This window comes from Actinomadura sp. NEAU-AAG7 (assembly GCF_018603865.1).
Classification (GTDB): Bacteria; Actinomycetota; Actinomycetes; order Streptosporangiales; family Streptosporangiaceae; genus Spirillospora; species Spirillospora litoris.
Window position 1 is genome coordinate 577,985 of the sequence record NZ_JAHFZY010000004.1, and the last position, 19,276, is coordinate 597,260.

At 72.2% G+C, this 19,276-nt stretch carries 17 protein-coding genes; 11 read left to right on the forward strand and 6 right to left on the reverse strand.

The features are described 5' to 3' along the window. The first annotated feature begins 777 nt into the window (after positions 1-777). The 3 genes from KLI87_RS21645 to KLI87_RS21655 all read left to right on the forward strand — a co-directional run bounded on the left by KLI87_RS21645 (position 778) and on the right by KLI87_RS21655 (position 3,990). Positions 778-1,434 (forward strand): response regulator transcription factor, encoded by a 657-nt coding sequence (locus KLI87_RS21645; RefSeq protein WP_207933348.1) that lies wholly within the window; start codon positions 778-780, stop codon positions 1,432-1,434. 267 nt (positions 1,435-1,701) lie between these two features. Next, positions 1,702-2,730, forward strand: a complete 1,029-nt coding sequence (locus KLI87_RS21650; protein ID WP_214618416.1) for a maleylpyruvate isomerase family mycothiol-dependent enzyme — start codon at positions 1,702-1,704, stop codon at positions 2,728-2,730. Positions 2,731-2,793: 63 nt separating this feature from the next. Further along, entirely contained in the window at positions 2,794-3,990 is a 1,197-nt protein-coding gene (locus KLI87_RS21655) for a DNA glycosylase AlkZ-like family protein (RefSeq protein WP_308166111.1), read from the forward strand. 180 nt (positions 3,991-4,170) lie between these two features. On the opposite strand, the gene KLI87_RS40230 is transcribed toward KLI87_RS21655, so the two are convergent. Further along, entirely contained in the window at positions 4,171-4,629 is a 459-nt protein-coding gene (locus KLI87_RS40230; RefSeq protein WP_246249547.1) for an HGxxPAAW family protein, read from the reverse strand. Positions 4,630-4,811: 182 nt separating this feature from the next. Here KLI87_RS40230 and secA point away from each other — a divergent pair, with 182 nt between their 5' ends. Further along, positions 4,812-7,727, forward strand: coding sequence for a preprotein translocase subunit SecA (gene secA, locus KLI87_RS21665; protein WP_214618417.1), 2,916 nt, complete (start codon positions 4,812-4,814; stop codon positions 7,725-7,727). A gap of 68 nt (positions 7,728-7,795) precedes the next feature. On the opposite strand, the gene KLI87_RS21670 is transcribed toward secA, so the two are convergent. The 4 genes from KLI87_RS21670 to KLI87_RS21685 all read right to left on the reverse strand — a co-directional run bounded on the left by KLI87_RS21670 (position 7,796) and on the right by KLI87_RS21685 (position 12,843). Further along, complete coding sequence (locus tag KLI87_RS21670; RefSeq protein ID WP_214618418.1) at positions 7,796-8,680, reverse strand: Rv3235 family protein; 885 nt, start codon at positions 8,678-8,680, stop codon at positions 7,796-7,798. Between the two features lie 200 nt (positions 8,681-8,880). Continuing rightward, positions 8,881-10,254, reverse strand: coding sequence for a PTS transporter subunit EIIC (locus KLI87_RS21675; RefSeq protein ID WP_214618419.1), 1,374 nt, complete (start codon positions 10,252-10,254; stop codon positions 8,881-8,883). Positions 10,255-10,275: 21 nt separating this feature from the next. Beyond that, entirely contained in the window at positions 10,276-11,016 is a 741-nt protein-coding gene (locus KLI87_RS21680) for a GntR family transcriptional regulator (RefSeq protein ID WP_214618420.1), read from the reverse strand. 510 nt (positions 11,017-11,526) lie between these two features. Beyond that, positions 11,527-12,843, reverse strand: a complete 1,317-nt coding sequence (locus KLI87_RS21685; RefSeq protein WP_214618421.1) for a PTS transporter subunit EIIC — start codon at positions 12,841-12,843, stop codon at positions 11,527-11,529. A gap of 266 nt (positions 12,844-13,109) precedes the next feature. On the opposite strand from KLI87_RS21685, the gene nagA reads away from it, so the two are divergent. The 7 genes from nagA (at position 13,110) to ptsP (ending at position 18,738) form a co-directional block, all read left to right on the forward strand. After that, positions 13,110-14,171 carry an N-acetylglucosamine-6-phosphate deacetylase gene (gene nagA, locus KLI87_RS21690; RefSeq protein ID WP_308166112.1) on the forward strand — a complete coding sequence of 354 codons (1,062 nt, stop codon included), beginning with the start codon at positions 13,110-13,112 and terminating at the stop codon, positions 14,169-14,171. Beyond that, positions 14,168-15,208 (forward strand): SIS domain-containing protein, encoded by a 1,041-nt coding sequence (locus tag KLI87_RS21695; RefSeq protein WP_156215728.1) that lies wholly within the window; start codon positions 14,168-14,170, stop codon positions 15,206-15,208. The genes nagA and KLI87_RS21695 overlap by 4 nt, the downstream gene beginning before the upstream one ends. Before the next feature lie 100 nt (positions 15,209-15,308). Beyond that, complete coding sequence (locus KLI87_RS21700; protein ID WP_156215729.1) at positions 15,309-15,542, forward strand: glucose PTS transporter subunit EIIB; 234 nt, start codon at positions 15,309-15,311, stop codon at positions 15,540-15,542. A 14-nt stretch (positions 15,543-15,556) separates the two neighbouring features. Next, positions 15,557-16,006, forward strand: coding sequence for a PTS glucose transporter subunit IIA (locus KLI87_RS21705; protein WP_156215730.1), 450 nt, complete (start codon positions 15,557-15,559; stop codon positions 16,004-16,006). Further along, complete coding sequence (locus KLI87_RS21710) at positions 15,997-16,665, forward strand: HAD family phosphatase (protein WP_250904076.1); 669 nt, start codon at positions 15,997-15,999, stop codon at positions 16,663-16,665. Before KLI87_RS21705 ends, KLI87_RS21710 begins: the two co-directional genes overlap by 10 nt. A gap of 137 nt (positions 16,666-16,802) precedes the next feature. Then, positions 16,803-17,075, forward strand: coding sequence for an HPr family phosphocarrier protein (locus KLI87_RS21715; RefSeq protein WP_214618422.1), 273 nt, complete (start codon positions 16,803-16,805; stop codon positions 17,073-17,075). Next, positions 17,068-18,738, forward strand: coding sequence for a phosphoenolpyruvate--protein phosphotransferase (gene ptsP, locus KLI87_RS21720; RefSeq protein ID WP_214618423.1), 1,671 nt, complete (start codon positions 17,068-17,070; stop codon positions 18,736-18,738). Before KLI87_RS21715 ends, ptsP begins: the two co-directional genes overlap by 8 nt. Here the strand turns inward: ptsP and KLI87_RS21725 are convergent. Then, entirely contained in the window at positions 18,726-19,229 is a 504-nt protein-coding gene (locus tag KLI87_RS21725; RefSeq protein ID WP_214618424.1) for a hypothetical protein, read from the reverse strand. The two genes, ptsP and KLI87_RS21725, sit on opposite strands and share 13 nt — an antisense overlap. Positions 19,230-19,276 lie beyond the last annotated feature (47 nt).

A 19,276-nucleotide genomic window follows, 5' to 3' on the forward strand; every position in this document is an offset into this window, starting at 1 on the left:
TCTGGAGGCGCAGCAGTTCACTCGTGGACGGGCGCGGTCCCTGAGGTTGCGCGGGGTTCGCCCGTGATCAGGTTCCTTGGCGGGCGTTGCGCGTGATGCCCGGAAACTCCGAAGAATAGGGCTCCGGTTCTCGTCCGATTTCAGAGGTTTCGAAGGGTGCGAGAACCGCCGAGCCGCTCTAGGCCGTGGCCGGGGAGGTGAATCGGTTTGGGTGAGGTGGGTACCGGCGATTTTCGTGTCACCGGAAATCGAATCGGTCGAGCCTTTCCTGAGCCGAGCGTGCCCTGCCGCCCCGGCGCGGGCAAGGGTCGGGGCGAAGCGTGCGAACCCGGCATCCTGCGGAGGCGACAGGCGCGGGCGGCGCCCCTGGGGGCGCGCGGGCAGGGCCGTCCAGGGAAATCCGGATGATTCCAGGGCGCGTCAGGGGGTGTGGTCGCCCCGCAAGTAGAAGACACTTGGACCAGCGAACCGTACAAGCCGGGGCAACCCCGGAGCCGGTGGGTCGCCCGGGAGTGATTCCGGGGGCGCGGCGGTCCGGGCGACCCCCAAGTGCAAGAAATTGGACGACCCGGGGCCGTAAGGTGCCGGAACCGGGCTCGTCCAGGCCCGGTACAGATCATTGACAGCGAAGGGGGGAAGCGGCGTCTCCTCCACGCCGCGACTCAGGTGAGCGAGAAACCCGAGGCTCGCGGCGCCGCGGCCGTACCCCGTCAGGCCGGCGCCGGTGCGACGCCCGCCGCCCGTGAGGCGGCGGGTCCGGCCGGGGCCGCCGACCCGATCCGGGTGCTCATCGTCGACGACCACGCGCTGTTCCGCAGGGGTCTGGAGATGGTCCTGCAGGGCGAGGACGACATCGAGGTCATCGGCGAGGGCGGCGACGGGCACGAGGCGGTCGAGATGGCCGGCGACCTGCTGCCGGACGTCGTGCTGATGGACATCAGGATGCCCCGCCGCAGCGGTATCGAGGCGTGCACCGCCATCAAGGACGCGGCGCCCAGCGCGAAGATCGTCATGCTGACCATCAGCGACGAGGAGGAGGACCTCTTCGAGGCGATCAAGGCGGGGGCCAGCGGCTACCTGCTCAAGGAGATCTCGATCGACGAGGTGCCGCAGGCGGTCCGCGCCGTCCACGGCGGGCAGTCGCTGATCAGCCCGTCGATGGCGTCCAAGCTGATCACCGAGTTCGCCGCGCTCGCCAAGCGCAGCGAGGAGCGCACCCAGCAGGTGCCGGCGCCGCGTCTCACCGAACGTGAGATGGAGGTGCTGCGGCTGGTCGCGCGCGGGCTCGGCAACCGGGAGATCGCCCGGGAGCTGTTCATCTCCGAGAACACCGTGAAGAACCACGTCCGCAACATCCTGGAGAAGCTCCAGCTGCACTCGCGGATGGAGGCGGTCGTCTACGCCGTCCGGGAGAAGCTTCTGGAGATCACCTAGAGGTTGGGCGCACCTGACCGGAACCGTCCGACAACACGGTCCTGAGGGTTACGCCCGCGCTACCTGTGCGTCCCCAGGAGCGGAGGTCGTCGCGGTGGCGGCCCGTTTGAGCGCCCTGCGGGAGGCGGTCGTGCTGGCCTATTTCCCCCGGCGCACGTACGGTCGGGTGGCAGCCTGGTTCGGTCCGGCGGAGGGCACCGCGGGACCGCGCGTCAGGACGGCCCCGCGCCGCGTCGCCGAGACGCTGGCGGAGAGGGGGATCACGCCATGAGCCCCGTGCACGAGCACGTCGCGTCCCTGCTCGGCTCCTGGGCGTTGGGCGCGTGCTCGGACGAGGAGACGCGGCTCGTCATGGGCCACGTCCCGCACTGTCCCGCCTGCATGGAGGAGAGCCTCCTGCTCGGTGGCGTCGCGGGTCTTCTCGACGGCGTCCGGCCCGGCGCGTCCCTGCGTGAGCGGACCCTCGCGGGCGCGCGCGCCCGGCGGCGGCCGGTGGCGCCCTCCGTCCCGTCCTATGCGGCGCCCTACGCGGCGCTGGTGTCGATGCTGGACGCGCTGCTGGCGGAGCTGTCGCGGCGCGCGTGGTCCACCAACGTCATCTACGACTGGTCCGTCCAGGATGTCGTCGCCCACCTGTCCGCCACCGATTCCCTTCTGGCGGAGCAGTTGAACACGCAGGACGGTGCCCCCGTTTTGGCACGTGCCGAACCTGCGCAGGGGGCAGACGCCCGGGACGTGGACGCGCGCACGGCCCTCGTCATCGACGAGCAGCGCGGACGCGGCCACGAGGAGACGCGGGTGTCCTGGCGCACCCAGGCCGACGCGTTGTGCGCGCGCCTGGACGAGGAGGCGGCCGCCATCCGGGTGGTCCTCAAGTTCCCGATGCGGACGGACAGCGCGGTGGTCGCCCGCGCGTTCGAGACCTGGGTCCACGCCCGCGACATCGCGACGGCGACCGGCCACTCGCTGCCCCCGCCGCCGCCCGAGCATCTGCACGCGATCGCGACCCTGGGCGTCCGTGCGCTCCCCGGGGCGCTCGCGCTGCGCGAGGGGCGGGCCGCGGCCGGCGAGAGCGTCCACGTCGATCTGAGGGGCCCCGGCGGGGGAGCCTGGCATCTGCCGCTCGGCCCGTCCGCCCCCGACAAGCCGACCGTGACGCTCGCGCTCGACACGATGGACTTCTGCCTTCTCGCCGCGGAACGGCTGCGACCGGGCGAGATACGGGTCGACGTGGGCGGGGACGTGCCGCTGGGCCGGCGCATCCTCGCCGCCGCCTCCGCCTTCGCCGGCCCCTGACACCGGGCCCGTCGCGCGACCGGCATTCCCCTTTTGTCGGTGTCGTGCCCTAGCATCGCGGACGTGGACGAGGTAGAGCTCAGCGCGGACGAGGCACGGCGGCTGCAACTCCGGGCCCAGGGGTTCCTGGGGGCCCGGCCCAAGGGCGGTGTGCCCGCCATGCTGGAAAGGCTGGGGGCCGTCCAGCTGGACACGATCTCGGTTCTGGCACGGTCCCACGAGTTGATTCCCTATGCCCGGCTCGGCCCGGTGGGGCGGAACGCGATCGAGACCGCCTATTGGGGCAATGGCACGTATGGGGCATTCGAGTATTGGGCTCACGCGGCGTCCATAATCCCGATGGCCGACTGGCCGCTGTTCGAGTTCCGCCGCCGCGCGTACCGGAGCCGGGGTTGGCGCTGGCACAAGGTTCCGGAGGGCGTCTGCGACCAGATCCGGGCACGGCTCCGCTCGGACGGGCCGCTCACCACGAAGGAGCTGGGCGGCGCCAAGGCCAGCTCCGAATGGTGGGACTGGAGCGACCACAAGATCGCTATCGAGTGGCTGCTCGACATCGGCGAGGCCGTCTGCGTGGAGCGGGTGGGCTGGCGGCGCGTGTACGACCTGGCGGAGCGGGCCGTCCCGGAGGAGCTCCGCATGCGGGAGCCGGACGACGACGCCTGCCTGACGGCGCTCGTCGCACGCGCGGGCAGGGCCCTCGGCGTGGCGACGCGGGGGGACCTCGCCGACTACTACCGCGTCCGGCAAGACCAGGTGGACCGGGTGATCGAGGCGACGGGCCTCGTCAGGGCGTCGGTGCGGGGATGGACGCAACCCGCGTGGGCCGACCCTCAGGCGCTGGAGGTCCCGCCCAAGGGCAGGCACATGACGACGCTGCTCTCGCCCTTCGACTCCCTCGTGTGGGACAGGGCCCGTGCCTCACGCGTCTTCGGTTTCGACCACCGGCTGGAGGCGTACGTCCCCAAGGCCAAGCGCGTGCACGGCTACTTCGCGATGCCGCTGCTGGCAGGGGGGCGCATCCTGGGCCGCGTCGACCCCGCCAGGGAGGGAGGCACGCTCATCGCCCGGCAGGTGACCTTCGAGCCCTGGGCGGTCAGGACCGCTCCCCGCGCGGAGACGGCCGCGGCCTCCCTCGCCACGGCGCTCTGGCGCGCGGCCTCCTGGGTCGGATGCGACGACGTGCGCGTCGAGCGGATCGTTCCGGACGGCGTCGACCGCGCCCTCCTCGACGCCGCCCTCAAGTCCGCCGCCACCGGCTAGGGGCCGCGACCGGCTAGGGGCCGCCACCGGCCAGAACCTCCGCCACTGGCCGGAAGGCGCCATCGGCGTGCGGCCGCCGCTGGCCGGAACACGCCGAAGACGCCCGGCCCGCGGGCCGGACCGCCGGAGCGGGTGGCGCGGCGTGCGCCACCCGCTCCGGCGGTCCGATGTACGGCCAGGTCAGCCGTGCGGTGTCTGCTGCGGGTCCGTGGCGATGGGACGGTCGATGGCCTCGCCCTGCTCGCCGCCGCGCCGCTTGTCCGAGCGCGAGCCGAACAGCGAGTAGTCGACGATCTCGGGGATGACGCGCGGCGCGTCCACCACCACGTCCGAGAAGAGGTGGACGAGGCCACTGACGATCATGCCGACGACGATGATCCCGACACCGACGTAGAACATGATCCAGGCCGGTCCCAGGCAGATCGCGACGCCGCCGACGACGAACCCCGCGAAGATGATCGTGACGGCGACCCACGAACCCGGCCGCCCGGCGTGGGAGCCGTGCGACTCCGCTCGCGCCGCGCCGTTCGACTCCCCGGTGTGCGACGCTCGTGACCCTCCGCCACCTGGACGGCGCGCCCCGCGCGAGTCGGATCCCTCAGAGCCGTACGGCTCTCCTGTCTGCGGTTCTTCGGACACCAGGCCTCCCCTTCCGTGCCGTCGGAGACCTATCCGGTACCCGAACGGTCAAACGGAACGTTCTGTGGATTGCGTTGCGGAGTGACCTAGACCATTCTGGATCTCGCCTACGATGGGCATCGTACGTGTGGTGTGCGCGCCGCCAGGAGCGGTGACCCACGATCTGCAAGGAGTCTTCGAGAGTGCCGCCAGTCATCGACAAGATCCTTCGTGCGGGCGAGGGAAAAACCCTGCGCAAGCTCAAGAAGCTCGCGGATCAGGTCAACTCGATCGAGGACGACTTCCTCGAGATGAGCGACGCCGAGTTGCGCGAGCTGACCGACAAGTACCGAGAGCGCCTCGCCGACGGCGAGACCCTCGACGACCTGCTCCCCGAGGCGTTCGCGACCGCCCGTGAGGCCGCCAAGCGCGTGCTCGGGCAGCGCCACTACGACGTCCAGATCATGGGCGGTGCCGCGCTGCACCTGGGCAACATCGCGGAGATGAAGACGGGTGAGGGCAAGACCCTGACCTGCGTCCTCCCGGCGTACCTGAACGCCCTTGAGGGTGACGGCGTGCACGTGGTCACGGTGAACGACTACCTGGCCAAGCGCGACGCCGAGTGGATGGGCCGCATCCACCAGTTCCTCGGCCTTGAGGTCGGCGTCATCCTCCCGCAGATGACCCCGGACGAGCGCCGCACGGCCTACAACGCCGACATCACCTACGGCACCAACAACGAGTTCGGCTTCGACTACCTGCGCGACAACATGGCCTGGAGCCTGGAGGAGTGCGTCCAGCGCGGCCACAACTTCGCGATCGTGGACGAGGTCGACTCCATCCTGATCGACGAGGCCAGGACCCCGCTGATCATCTCGGGTCCGGCCGAGCAGAACTCCAAGTGGTACTCGGAGTTCGCGAAGATCGTCCCGCGGCTGAAGCGGGCCGAGCTGATCAGCACCGCGGGCCAGGTCGACGAGTACGGGCCCGGCGACTACGAGGTCAACGAGAAGAAGCGCACGGTCGGCATCACCGAGGCCGGGGTCGAGAAGGTCGAGGACTACCTCGGCATCGACAACCTCTACGACTCGGTCAACACGCCGCTGGTGAGCTTCCTCAACAACGCGCTGAAGGCCAAGGAGCTGTACAAGCGCGACAAGGACTACGTCGTCATGAACGGCGAGGTCCTGATCGTCGACGAGTTCACCGGGCGCATCCTGCACGGCCGCCGCTACAACGAGGGCATGCACCAGGCCATCGAGGCCAAGGAGGGCGTGTCGATCAAGGACGAGAACCAGACGCTCGCCACGATCACCCTCCAGAACTACTTCCGCCTCTACAACAAGCTGTCCGGCATGACCGGTACGGCCGACACCGAGGCGGCCGAGTTCAACAAGACCTACAAGATCGGCGTCGTGCCGATCCCGACGAACAAGCCGATGGTCCGCCAGGACGTCGCCGACGTCGTCTACAAGACCGAGCAGGCCAAGTTCGAGGCGGTCGTCGACGACATCGCCGAGCGGCACGAGAAGGGCCAGCCGGTCCTGGTCGGCACCACCTCGGTCGAGAAGTCCGAGAAGCTGAGCAAGATGCTCAAGCGGCGCGGCATCCCGCACCAGGTGCTGAACGCCAAGCACCACGAGCAGGAGTCGGCGATCGTCGCCGAGGCGGGCCGCAAGGGCGGCGTCACGGTCGCGACGAACATGGCCGGCCGCGGCACCGACATCATGCTCGGCGGCAACCCCGACTTCCGCGCCGACCTCGAACTGCACCAGCGCGGGCTGTCCCCGCTGGAGACGCCCGAGGAGTACGAGGAGGCCTGGCCCGAGGCGCTGGAGAAGGCCAAGGAGGCCGTCAAGGGCGAGCACGAGGAGGTCGTCGACGCCGGCGGGCTCTACGTCCTCGCCACCGAGCGGCACGAGTCGCGGCGCATCGACAACCAGCTGCGCGGACGGTCCGGCCGCCAGGGCGACCCGGGCGAGTCGCGGTTCTACCTCTCGCTCGAAGACGACCTGATGCGGCTGTTCAACTCGGCCCGCGTCGAATCGATCATGACCCGGCTGAACATCCCGGACGACACGCCGATCGAGTCCAAGATCGTCTCCAACGCGATCAGGTCGGCGCAGACCCAGGTCGAGCAGCAGAACTTCGAGATGCGCAAGAACGTCTTGAAGTACGACGAGGTCCTCAACCGGCAGCGCAAGGTCATCTACGCCGAGCGCCGCAAGGTGCTGGAGGGCGAGGACCTTCAGGTCCAGGTCCGCCGGATGATCGACGAGGTCGTGCACGGCTACGTCGCGGGCGCCACCGGCGAGGGCTTCGCCGAGGACTGGGACCTCGACAAGCTCTGGAAGGCGTTCAAGCAGCTCTACCCGATCTCCATCACGGTGGACGAGCTGGTCGAGGACGCGGCCGACGGCGACATCTCCGGCCTGGACGCCGAGACCCTCGCCGCCAAGATCCGCGACGACGCGCAGGACGCCTACGAGAAGCGCGAGGAGGAGCTCGGCTCCAACGTCATGCGGGAGCTGGAGCGCCGCGTCGTGCTGTCGGTCCTGGACCGCAAGTGGCGCGAGCACCTCTACGAGATGGACTACCTCCAGGAAGGCATCGGCCTGCGGGCCATGGCGCAGCGCGACCCGCTGGTGGAGTACCAGCGCGAGGGCTACGACATGTTCAACGCGATGCTGGACGGCATCAAGGAGGAGTCGGTCGGCTACCTGTTCAACCTTGAGGTCGAGATCGAGGAGCAGCCCGAGGCCCCCGCGGTCGGCGCCGCGCCCGTCTCCGTCGCCAAGTCCGCACCCGAGGGCAAGCTCGCCGTGGACGAGGACGTCGCCGTCGACGAGGACGTGGAGGAGCCCGAGGAGGCCGACGACGTCCCGGTGGACCAGCTCGCCGTCGACGAGGCCCCGGCGATCAAGGCCAAGGGGCTGGACAAGCCGAACCGTCCGTCCAAGCTGGAGTACTCGGCCCCGACGGTCGACGGTGAGGGCGGCGTCGAGCACCACAGCGAGGAGACCGACGACCCCTACGCGGGCGTCGGCCGCAACGACCCGTGTCCCTGCGGCTCGAAGAAGAAGTTCAAGCGCTGCCACGGAGACCCGCGCAACAAGTAGCACGTGATCGCGAGCGGCCTCCCGGACCTGGTCCGGGAGGCCGTTCTCGCATTCAGGGGGACGCCGCGTCACGGCCCGGTGGTCTCCACGGCGGTGCAGCGCCAGCGCCCCCGGTGCAGTTCGAGCCGGAGCGCGAGCGCCCGCACCCGGCCCGCCACGACGGCCACCGCCCCCACCTCGGCGACCCCCGGCGCGGGCCGCTGCAACCAACTCGACAACACCCGAGCCGGAACAACCCGCCCCGCGGGAACCCTCCCCGTCGGCACGGCACCCCCTCCTGGCAAGGCCCGTCTCGGCAGCCCGGCGCCCGCCGGGTCGGTGCGTCCGGGTGAGGCGGCCCCCGGTGGGACGGCGCGCCTCAGAGCGGCGGCGCGCGGTCCGGCGGCGCGTCCGGGCTGCATGGTCCCCGGCGGGTCGGCGCGCCCCGGAGAAGCGCCACGCGGTGGCGCGGCGCGGCCCTCCCGGCGGGCACCCGGCGGGGCGGCGCGGCCTGCGGTGGGCGGATAGAGGCGTTCCAGTTCCTGGCAGACCGCCGGGACCGCCACCTGGGAGAGCCGGTGTGCCGGGCGTGCTCCGGCCAGGACGTCCAGCACGATGCGCACGGTCGCCTCCGCGCGTGCGCGCAGTTCCGTCTCCACGCTCTCGCCCGGCTGGACGAGGCGCAGCGGACGCGGCGTCCGCGCATGCAGCGGCGCCCGGTTGAGCGCCAGCGCCCCGTCCGTGCTCGGGGCCTGGGAGGGCCTCCACTCGGAAGGCGCGCCAGATGCGCGTCCCGCCGTAGAAGGCCCCGAAGGCACCTCGGATACGGGCCGCGCCGCGCCGGGTCCGCTCCGCCCGGTTGAGGCCGTGCTGGACGCCGATCCGCCGCCGTCCCGCCACCGGGCGGATGACAGGACGGGCGTGTAGCGGACGATGCGAACGGCGGACACCGGCTGGACGGGGCGTCGGCCCACGGCTACCTCCTCGAATCGGTTCGAGAAAAGGAGTCCTGAGCGGCCGAGAAAATACATGCTGGCCACATACGGCCAGTTCCGCATCCCTAAATATCACCGGATATTCGTGCGGAAAGGGCGGCGGCGGGGCGGTGGAGCGCCCCGCCGCCGCGTGGAGGGAGAGTCCCGGAGGGGTCGTGGGAGGTCCGGGGCTCTCGGGGTCAGCCGGAGGCGGGGGAGTCCTGGGGCGATCTGCGGTCGGGGTCGCGCGCGGGCTTGGCGCCGGCGGCCAGTTCGGGGTTGGTGGTCGGATCGGCGGCCACCGACTCCTCGCCCTCGGGTTCGCGTCCCGGCGTGGCGAAGTCGAACCTCACGATGAGGAACTTGAACACGAAGTAGTAGACGAAGAAGTACAGGACGCCCAGCCCGATGATCAGCGGCAGGCCCTTGGTGTTGTCCTTGGAAGCGTTCAGCAGCATGTCGATGCCGCCCGCCGAGAAGCCGAAGCCCATCTGGGCGCCCGCCGCCTCCATCAGGGCCATGGAGATGCCGGTCAGCACGACGTGCACCGCGTACAGGACGGGCGCGACGAACATGAACGCGAACTCGATCGGCTCGGTGACGCCGGTGACGAAGGCGGTGAGCGCGGCGGAGATCATGATGCCGCCGACGGCGGGGCGGCGGTGCGGGGGCGCCGCGCGCCAGATGGCGAGGGCGGCGCCGGGCAGGCCGAACATGAGGACGGGGAAGAACCCGGCGGTGAAGCCGCCCGCGTGCGGGTCGCCGGCCAGGTAGCGGTTGATCTCGCCGTGCACGACGCCGTCCGGCCCCTTGTAGTCGCCGAACACGTACCAGATCAGGGAGTTCGGGATGTGGTGCAGGCCGAAGGGGAGCAGGAGCCGGTTGACGACGCCGTAGACGCCCGCGCCGAGCGCGCCCGCGCCGGTGATCCAGTCGCCGAAGTCGGTCAGCCAGGTGCCGAAGACGGGCCAGATGAAGCCGATCGCGACGCCGATGCCGAGGGCGGCGACCGCGGTGATGATCGGGACGAACCGGCGGCCGCCGAAGAAGGCCAGGTAGGTGGGCAGCTTCACGCGGTTGAAGCGCTGGTAGAGCAGTGCCGCGACGACGCCGATCAGGATGCCGCCGAGGACGTCGGTGGGGTTGGTCGCGCCGAAGTCGATGACCTGCTTGGTCGTGCCCTCGTCGACCTTGGTGATCAGCACGCTGCCCTTGAGGTCGGCGGAGTGCGAGAACATGATCTTGGTGACCTGGTCGAAGACGAGGTACCCGACGAGCGCGGCGAGCGCCGTGGAGCCGTCGGACTTCTTGGCGAACCCGATGGCGACGCCGACCGCGAACAGCATCGGCAGGTGCTCGAAGAGCGTCTGCCCCGCGCCGCCGACGACCTCGGCGACGCGCGTCCAGCCGAGCCCGTCCGCGCCCAGCATGTCCTTCTGGCCGAGCCGGAACAGCAGGGCCGCGGCGGGCAGGACCGCGATCGGCAGCATGAGGCTGCGGCCGATCCGCTGGAGCACCGCGAGGATGCTCGACCCTCGGCGCGGCGCGCCCGCGTCCACGGTTGTCGAAGTCATCGGGGGTTCCTCCTCAGGGGGTTAGGAGTGCGGCGGGGGGTTTCCGAGGGCCGTGTGGATCTGGTAGCGGTCCGCCCTGTAGGTCGAGACGCCGAGTTCGGCGCAGATGCCGCCGGTGTAGGAGCGGCGTTGCAGCAGCAGGACGGCGCTGCCGCGGGCGATCTGGAGGTGCCGGGCGTCGGCGGCGTCGGCGAGGCTGGCGTCGATGGTCTGGTCTCCCGCGTCGAAGACCAGCCCGTACACCGCCTCCAGCACGCCGTAGAGGGAGCGGTCGGCGAGCCGCCGGTCGAGCAGGTCGGGGGCGAGCGAGGCGAGGATATGGGCACGTTCCAGAGCCATCGGCTCGCCGTCGGCGGTCCGCAGCCGCTCGATGACGTGGATCTCGGTGCCGGGCTCGACCTCGAACATGCGGGCGAGGCGGGCGTCGGCGGGGACCGTGCGGCGGTCGAGGTCGACGGCGCCGGGCCGCAGCCCGCGGCTGAGCATGTCCTCGGTGAAGGAGACGAGCCGGAGCGGCATCTCGATCTTGGGACGGGCGACGAACGTGCCCTTGCCGGGGACGCGGTAGAGCCGCCCCTCGGAGACGAGCTGGTCGACGCCTTGGCGGACGGTCATGCGCGACAGCTCGTACCGGACGCACAGCTCGCGCTCGGACGGGATCGGCGCGTCGACGGGCAGCTCGGCGCTCTCGATCAGGTCCAGCAGGATGGCGCGGAGCTGGAAGTACTTCGGTACCGGGCTGTGCGGATCGATGGCTGTCACGGGGGAGTCCTCGATGGCCGGGGCCGGAGCGACGGGGTCGGCGGACGGATGGTCGGTCGGACGGGCGGCGGCTCGACGGGCGGACGGCCCGGGAGCGCCCCGGGCGGCTCGGGCTGGTCCGAGCCCGGGGTACGTCCCCCCGAACGCGTCCCCCGAACGTCCTGAACCGTTCCAACGCCTGCGCACATCCCTGAAACGTCAGGGAAACCGGGACGCGCGCGCGGGTGGCGGCGCGGACGCGTGAGCGGCCCGGCGGTGGCCGGGCCCGAACGCGACCGGGTCGGTGCGACCGGCAGGGGTTGCCGGACCGGGCGCACAAACGGATGTGACCAGGCCGGACGTCGTCCGGTGCGTAATGCTAGGGATGGGATGGGGGTTTCGGTTGTGATTCAGTTTGGTTCGTACTGGTCTAGGCCGGACTAGACCACATTGGGGAAAGACATGTCAATGCACAGATCCGTAACGAGCAGGTCACGGCTCCATCCTCTCAAGATCGAATGAATGCGCAGGTCAGGTGGCCGGTCCGAGGGCCTGCCCGGCGTCGCTTTCGGGCGGTGCGTCCTCCTCCCGCTCGCGGCCCGGTGTGGGCAGGTCGAACCTCTTGATCACGAACATGAACACCGCGTAGTAGAGGAAGAAGTAGACCACTCCCAGTGCCACGACCAGCCACAAATGCCGCGTGTTGTCCTTGGTGGCGTTCAACAGCATGTCGATCAGCCCGGCGGAGAAACTGAACCCGAGCTGCGCGTCCGCCGCCGCCAGAACGTACATCGAGATACCCGTGAGCAGCACGTGGATCACATACAGCAGCGGCGCGACGAACATGAACGAGAACTCGATCGGCTCGGTCACCCCGCAGACGAACGCGGTGAGCGCCGCCGAGATCATCAGGCCGCCGACCGCGCCGCGCCGGTGCGGCGCCGCCGAGCGCCAGATCGCCATCGCGGCGCCGGGCAGACCGAACATCAGCACCGGGAAGAACCCGGCGAGGAACGTGCCCGCGTGCGGGTCGCCCGCGAGGTAGCGGTTGATCTCGCCGTGGACGACGCCGTCCGGCCCCTTGTAGGTGCCGAACACGAACCAGATCAGCGAGTTCAGGATGTGGTGCAGGCCGAAGGGGAGCAGCAGCCGGTTCGAGACGCCGTAGATCCCGGCGCCGAGCGCGCCGAGGCCGGTGAGCCAGTCGCCGAAGTCGTCGATCCAGCCGCCGAGCGTCGGCCACACGACGCCGAAGACGACGCCGAGCACCAGCGCCGCCCCGGCCGAGACGATCGGGACGAACCGGCGGCCGCCGAAGAACGCCAGCCACGACACCAGCTTCACCCGGTAGAAGCGCTGGTAGAGCAGTGCGACCATCAGGCCGACGACGATGCCGCCGAGCACCTGGGTCGGGTTCTTCAGCCCGTAGCCGATGGTCTCCTTGAGCGAGCCGTCCTCCTGGCGGACCATCTCCACCACGGTGCCCTTGAGCTCGCCGCTGTGGGAGAACATCACCTTGGAGACGCGGTCGAACACGAGGTAGGCGGCGACGGCGGCGAGCGCGGTGGACCCGTCGGACTTCTTGGCGAACCCGATCGCCACGCCGACCGCGAACAGCAGGGGGAGGTTGTCGAGCAGGGCGCCGCCCGCCGCCGCGAAGACCTCGGCGATCCGGTCCCAGCCGAGGCCGTCGACGCCGAGCAGGTCGTCCTGGCCGAGGCGCAGCAGGATGCCCGCCGCGGGCAGGACGGCGATGGGGAGCATGAGGCTGCGGCCGATCCGCTGCAGCACCCCGAACGTGGCGGACCACGCCCCGCGCATCCCTCCGGCCTCGGCCGTGGTGCTCATGGGCGGATGACCTCCCCCGAGACGGCCCGAACCCGGACGAGTTCGGGCCGACGTCTTCAGCTGGCTCCGATTGGTGGGATAAGGTGCGTACTGGTCTAGTCCGGACTAGACCTGTACGCCCCGGCGGCGACGTTCCGCGATCGTCGCGTCACAGAGAGCGCGCTCCAATGGCATCACTACTGATCAGCGCTGAGCACATGATCACTACCCCCGGGGGTGGTCCTACCCGCGTACTCTCCCCGGGATTCGTCCGAGCGGAGAACGGTGTGATCACCGAGGTGGGGGAGGGCCGCCCGCCCGGCGTCCCCGACGCCGACCTCGGTGAGGGCCTGCTCGCCCCCGGCCTCGTCGACCTCCAGGTGAACGGGTTCTTCGGCTACGACATGGTCGACGCCGACGTGGACCAGTGGCGCACGGTCGTCTCCCGCCTCCCCGAGACCGGCGTGACCGCGTTCATGCCGACGTTCATCACCGCCCCCGTCCAGGTGCAGGCCGAGGCGCTGCTGCGCACCCGCGACCTGCTGCCCGACCTCGCCTCCGGTACGAAGGTCCTCGGCGTCCACCTCGAAGGGCCGTTCCTGTCGGAGCGGCGGAAGGGCGCGCACAACGCCGCGTACCTGACCGACCCGACGCCCGAGGCGATCGCGGCGCTGCTGGAGACCGGCCTGGTCAAGCTCGTCACGCTCGCGCCCGAGCGGGAGGGCGCGCTGGCGGCGATCCGCGAGCTGGACGCGGCCGGGGTGCTGGTCAGCGTCGGGCACAGTGACGCGACCGCCGCCCAGACCGCGGCCGCCGCCGACGCGGGCGCCCGCATGGTCACCCACATCTTCAACGCGCAGAGCGGCGTCGGGCACCGCGACCCCGGCGTGGCGACGCAGGCGCTGATCGACCGGCGGCTGCACCCCGGGCTGATCCTCGACCTGCACCACGTGTCCCCGGAGGCGGCGAAGCTGGTCTTCCAGGCGGCGGACGGGCGGGTACTGCTCGTCACCGACGCCGCCTCCTCCGCCGGGATGCCGCCCGGCACCTACGAACTCGGCGGCGAGCCGATCACGATGCCCGAGCAGGGGCCGCCGTTGCGCGCGGACGGCACCCTCGCCGGGTCCGGCCTCCGGCTGGACGAGGCGCTCGGCAACGCCGCCGCCCTCGGCATCGACACCGCGGTGGCGGTGGACGCGGCGACCCGCGTCCCCGCCGACCTGATCGGCCGTCCCGACATCGGCCGCATCGCGCCGGGCGCGTCGGCCGACCTGGTCTGGCTCGGCCCGGACCACCGCGCGCATGCGACCTGGATCAACGGGCAGAAAGTCTTCGGAGGGGGATCATGACCAGTCAGATGCGCGCCGAGATCGGTGAGCAGCCGGACGCGCTCGGCCGGACGGTGGGCGCGCTGCTGCCGCGGCTGCCCGAGGTCGCGGAGCTGGCCCGCGACACCCGGCAGGTGCTGTTCATCGCGCGCGGGTCGTCCGACAACGCCGCCGTGTACGGGCGCTACCTGGTCGAGGCGCACACCGGGCGGCTCTCCACGCTGGCGGCGCCCTCGATCGCGACGGCCTACAAGCGGCGGGTGGACCTGAGCGGCGTGCTCGCCGTGGCGATCAGCCAGTCCGGCAAGACCGAGGAGATCGTCGAGACGCTCGACTGGGCCGCCGCGGGCGGCGCCCGGACCGTCGCCGTCACCAACGGCGCCGGGTCCCCGCTGGCCGAGGCCGCGGAGGTCGCGCTGATCACCGACGCGGGGGCCGAGATCGCCGTCCCGGCCACCAAGACCTACACCACGCAGCTCGCCGCGCTGTCGGTGCTGGCCCTCGGGCTCGGCGCCGACGTCGCGGTCGACGACCTGCGCCGCGTCCCGGACGAGGTGGCGCGGCTGATCGCGCTGACCGAGGCGTCCCCGGCGCTGGAGCAGATCGTCGAGGCGCTGGCGCAGGTCCCGGGCGCGGTCGTGTCCGGGCGCGGCATCGCGTTCGGCACCGCGCTGGAGCTGGCGCTGAAGATCAAGGAGGCCTGCTACCTGCACGCGATGGGCCTGTCCTACGCCGACCTGCTGCACGGCCCCATCGCCGTCGTCGACGAGCAGACGCCCGCGCTGCTGGTCGCCGCCGACTCCGGGCCGACGCTGCCCGGGACGGTCGCGCTGGCCCGCCGGGTCGAGGGCGCGGGCGCCCACGCGTTCGGCGTCGGCGGCGGCGAGGGGCTCGCCGAGGCGTGCACGGCCGCGCTGCCCGGCCCGGCGCTGCCCGAGTGGGTCGCGCCGCTCGGGCTGATCGTCCCCGGCCAGATCCTGGTCGAGAACCTGGCCCGCCGGCTCGGCGTCGACCCCGACGTCCCGCGCGGGCTGAACAAGGTCACGCAGACGGACTGAGCCGTACCGGCGGCCCCGGACCGGCGCCCGGGGTCGCCGTCCGGGCCGCCCGCCTGGCAGGTTGGAACGAGCCACCCACCCCGAACGGAATGAGAGAGCAATGGACAAGGCCGAGGCCATCGTCGCCGCGCTGGGCGGCGCCGACAACATCGTGGAGATCGAGCCGTGCGCGACCCGGCTGCGCACCGAGGTGAGCGACGCGGGACGGGTCGACGAGGCCGGCCTGAAGCGGGCGGGCGCGTTCGGCGTGATGCGCAGCGGCACCGTCGTCCAGGTCGTGGTCGGCCCCGAGGCCGACACCATCGCCAGCGACATCGAGGACATCCTGGAATGAGAGGAGCGCTCACGATGACCCGAGTGCTGTCGCCCGTCGCCGGCCGCGCCGTCGGCCTCGCGGGCGTGCCCGACCAGGTGTTCGCGCAGGCCATGGTGGGTCCGGGCACCGCCGTCGACCCCGAGCGCGGCCCCGGCTACGCGATCGCGCCGGTCACCGGCAAGATCGTCAAGTTGCATCCGCACGCCTACGTCGTCGTGGACTCCGAGAACCACGGCGTGCTGGTCCACCTCGGCATCGACACCGTCCAGCTCAAGGGCGCCGGGTTCGAGCTGCTCACGACCCAGGGTGAGGCGGTCACCGCCGGGCAGCCGCTGGTCCGCTGGGACCCGGCCGTCATCGAGGCGGGCGGCCGGTCGCCGATCTGCGCGGTCGTGGCGCTGGACGCGGGCGACGGCGCGCTCACCGACGTCGTCGAGTCGGGCGAGGTCACGAAGGGGGCCGAACTGTTCACATGGAGCTGATCCCCCTGCGTGCCGCCGTGTTCGACCTCGACGGCACCCTCATCGACACCGAGCCCCGCAACCGCGTCATGTGGGGGCTGCTGTTCGACGCGCACGGCGTCCCCTACGACGACGACCTGATCACCTCGTTCGCGGGCCGCCGCGGGCTGGAGGTGCTCCAGGAGCTTGAGCACAGGTTCTCCGGGCCGACCGCCGAGGAACTGCTCAAGGAGGCGCTCTCCTACGGGAAGCTGCCGGACATGCCCGTCGACGTGCCCGTCCCCGGCGCCGTCGACCTGATCCGGGCGCTGGCCACGGCAGGCGTCCCGCTCGCCGTCGTCACCTCCGGACGGCGCGGCTACGCCGAAGGGCTCCTGGAGGGTCTCGGCGTCCGCGACCTGCTCGACCTCGTGGTGACCGCCGGCGACGTCGTCAACGGCAAGCCCCACCCGGAGGGGTACCTGGCCGCCGCGCGCGACCTCGGCGTCCCGCCGGAGGAGGCGATCGGGTTCGAGGACGCCCCGGCGGGCGTCGCGGCCGTGAAGGCCGCGGGCATGACCTGCGTCGGCGTCACCACCTCGCAGCCGGTGGAGGCGCTGGCCGAGGCCGACCATCTGGTGGCCGACCTGAAGGAACTGGACGTCGCGCCGGGCCCCGCGCTGCGGGTGCGCGGCCGGTGACGTCCGTGGCAGCGGCGGCCCGGGCCTCCCGGGCGAAGCGTTCGGGGGCGGGTCCCCCGGGCGCGAAGGCCGACAGTGAGGGCCGTGACCGACGGCCCGGCGACGGCCGTGACAGACGGCCCTTCGAGGAGCATTCCGTGACTGAACGCACTATCAAGATCATGTCCAGGGTGGGCCTGCACGCGCGGCCGGCCGCGCTGTTCGTCCAGACCGCCGCCAAGGCGCCCGGCCAGGTCACCGTGGCCAAGCGCGGCGCGGGGCCCGTCAACGCCAAGAGCATCCTCGCGGTGCTCGGCCTGGACGCGCGGCACGGCGAGGAGATCGTCATCGCCGCCGACGGCGAGGGCGCGGACGCGCTGCTCGACACCCTGGAGGGCCTGCTGTCGACCCCGGAGCCCGAAGGTGTCTGAGCCGCTGCGCGGTGTCGGGGTGAGCCCGGGGGCCGGGGCGGGTCCCGTGCTGACCATCGCGGGCGCCGTCCCCGAGCCGCCCGCCGGCTCCCGGCACGGCGGCGACGCGGGCGCCGAACGCGACGCCGCGCTCGCCGCGCTGGAGGCCGTGGCCGCCGACCTGGAGGACCGCGGCGCCCGTGCCGCGCAGGCCGGCAACACCGACGGGCGCGACGTGCTGAACGCGCAGGCGCTGATGGCCCGCGACCCGGGCCTCGCCGACGGCGTCGGCGCCAAGGTCGAGGAGGGCGTCGCCGCCGCGCGCGCGGTGTTCGAGGCGTTCGGCGTCTATCGGGAGCTGCTCGCCGGGGCCGGCGAGTACATGGCGGCGCGCGTCACCGACCTCGACGACATCCGGGACCGCGCGATCGCCCGGCTGCTCGGCCTGCCGGTGCCGGGCGTCCCCGAGTCCGCCGAGCCGTTCGTGCTGGTCGCGCGCGACCTCGCGCCCGCCGACACCGCCGTGCTCGACCCCGCCCAGGTGGTCGCGTTCGTGACCGAGGAGGGCGGCCCGACCAGCCACACCGCGATCATCGCCCGCACGATGGGCGTGCCCGCCGTCGTGGCGCTGCCGGGCGCGACCGCGCTGACCGACGGCACCCGCGTGCTCGTGGACGGCGCCGCCGGGACCGTCGTGGTCGACCCGTCCGACACCGAGGTCGAGGCGGCGCGCGCCGCGTCCGCCGCCCGCGCGTCCGCGCTGGCCGAGTCCACCGGTCCCGGGGCCACCAAGGACGGGCACGCCGTCCCGCTGCTGGCCAACATCGGCGGCCCGCAGGACGTCGCGGCCGCGCTGGCGGCCGGCGCCGAGGGCGTCGGGCTCTACCGCACCGAGTTCCTGTTCTTGGATCGGTCCAAACCGCCGTCCGACGCCGAGCAGGAAGAGGCGTACCGGAAGGTGCTGGAGGCGTTCCCCGAGGGCCGCGTCGTCGTGCGGACCCTGGACGCCGGAGCCGACAAGCCCCTCGCCTTCCTCCCGCCTCCCGGCGACGAGCCGAACCCCGCGCTCGGCGAGCGCGGCCTGCGGATGATGCGCCGCCACCCGGACGTGCTCACCGCCCAGCTGTCGGCCCTCGCCCGCGCGGCCGCGGGGCTGACCGTGAAACTCCAGGTCATGGCCCCGATGGTGACCGGTGTGGAGGAGGCGGAGTCGTTCGCCGCCGCGTGCCGCGCGGCGGGCGTCGAACGTCCCGGCATCATGATCGAGGTCCCCGCCGCCGCGCTGCGCGCCCGCGACCTGGCGCCGGAGGTCGAGTTCTTCAGCATCGGAACCAACGACCTCACGCAGTACGCCTGCGCCGCCGACCGCCAGATCGGCGGCCTCGCGCACCTCCAGGACCCGTGGCACCCGGCCGTCCTCGACCTGGTCGCCCCGGCGGCGGGCGCCGGCGTCCCCTGCGGCGTCTGCGGCGAGGCGGCCGCCGACCCGGCCCTCGCGTGCGTCCTCGTCGGCCTCGGCGTGACGTCGCTGTCGATGAGCGCGCCGTCCCTGCCGCTGGTGCGCGCCACCCTCGCCCAGCACACGCTGGACGAATGCCGCGAGGCGGCCCGCGCGGCCCGCGCCGCGCGGACACCGGCCGAGGCCCGCGCCGCGGCCCTGGCGGTGCTGGGTCAGGAGGGCTGACCCTGCTCGGCGACGAGCCAGCGTCCGCCGGTCCTGCGGAGGGTGAAGCTCGAAGCGAGCAGCCCACCCTGGCCGGCGGGCTCGCCGCGCCACTTCAGATCCTCGAAGCGGACGGTGACCTCGCCCGCCCCGGGGCCCGCCTCACCGGTCGGCACCGTGACCCCGCGGAGCGCGGCCAGATCCCACGGACCGAGCTTCGCGCGCTCTCGCCCTAACCCGGCGCGGCAGCCGCCCGGCCTGCCGAAGGCGGTGCGCTCGTAGGCGGGCGCCAGGTAGGCGCACACCGCGACGTTCCCCTTGGCCACACCGCGCAGGAACCGGTACAGGACGAGCCGCGCCGGAAGCGTCCGCCGCTCGTCTCCGCCCGTGTCGGCCAGCCGGGAGTCGGCGGGCTCGGGCGTCAACGGCGGCATCGTGACCTCGCCGCCCCCACCGCACGCGGCCAGCGCGGGCAACAGGGCCAGAACGGCGAGGGAAGGCCGGACCCACACGGCGACCTCCTGGGGACGGGGGCGCCCGATCTTCCCAGCTCCCGCCA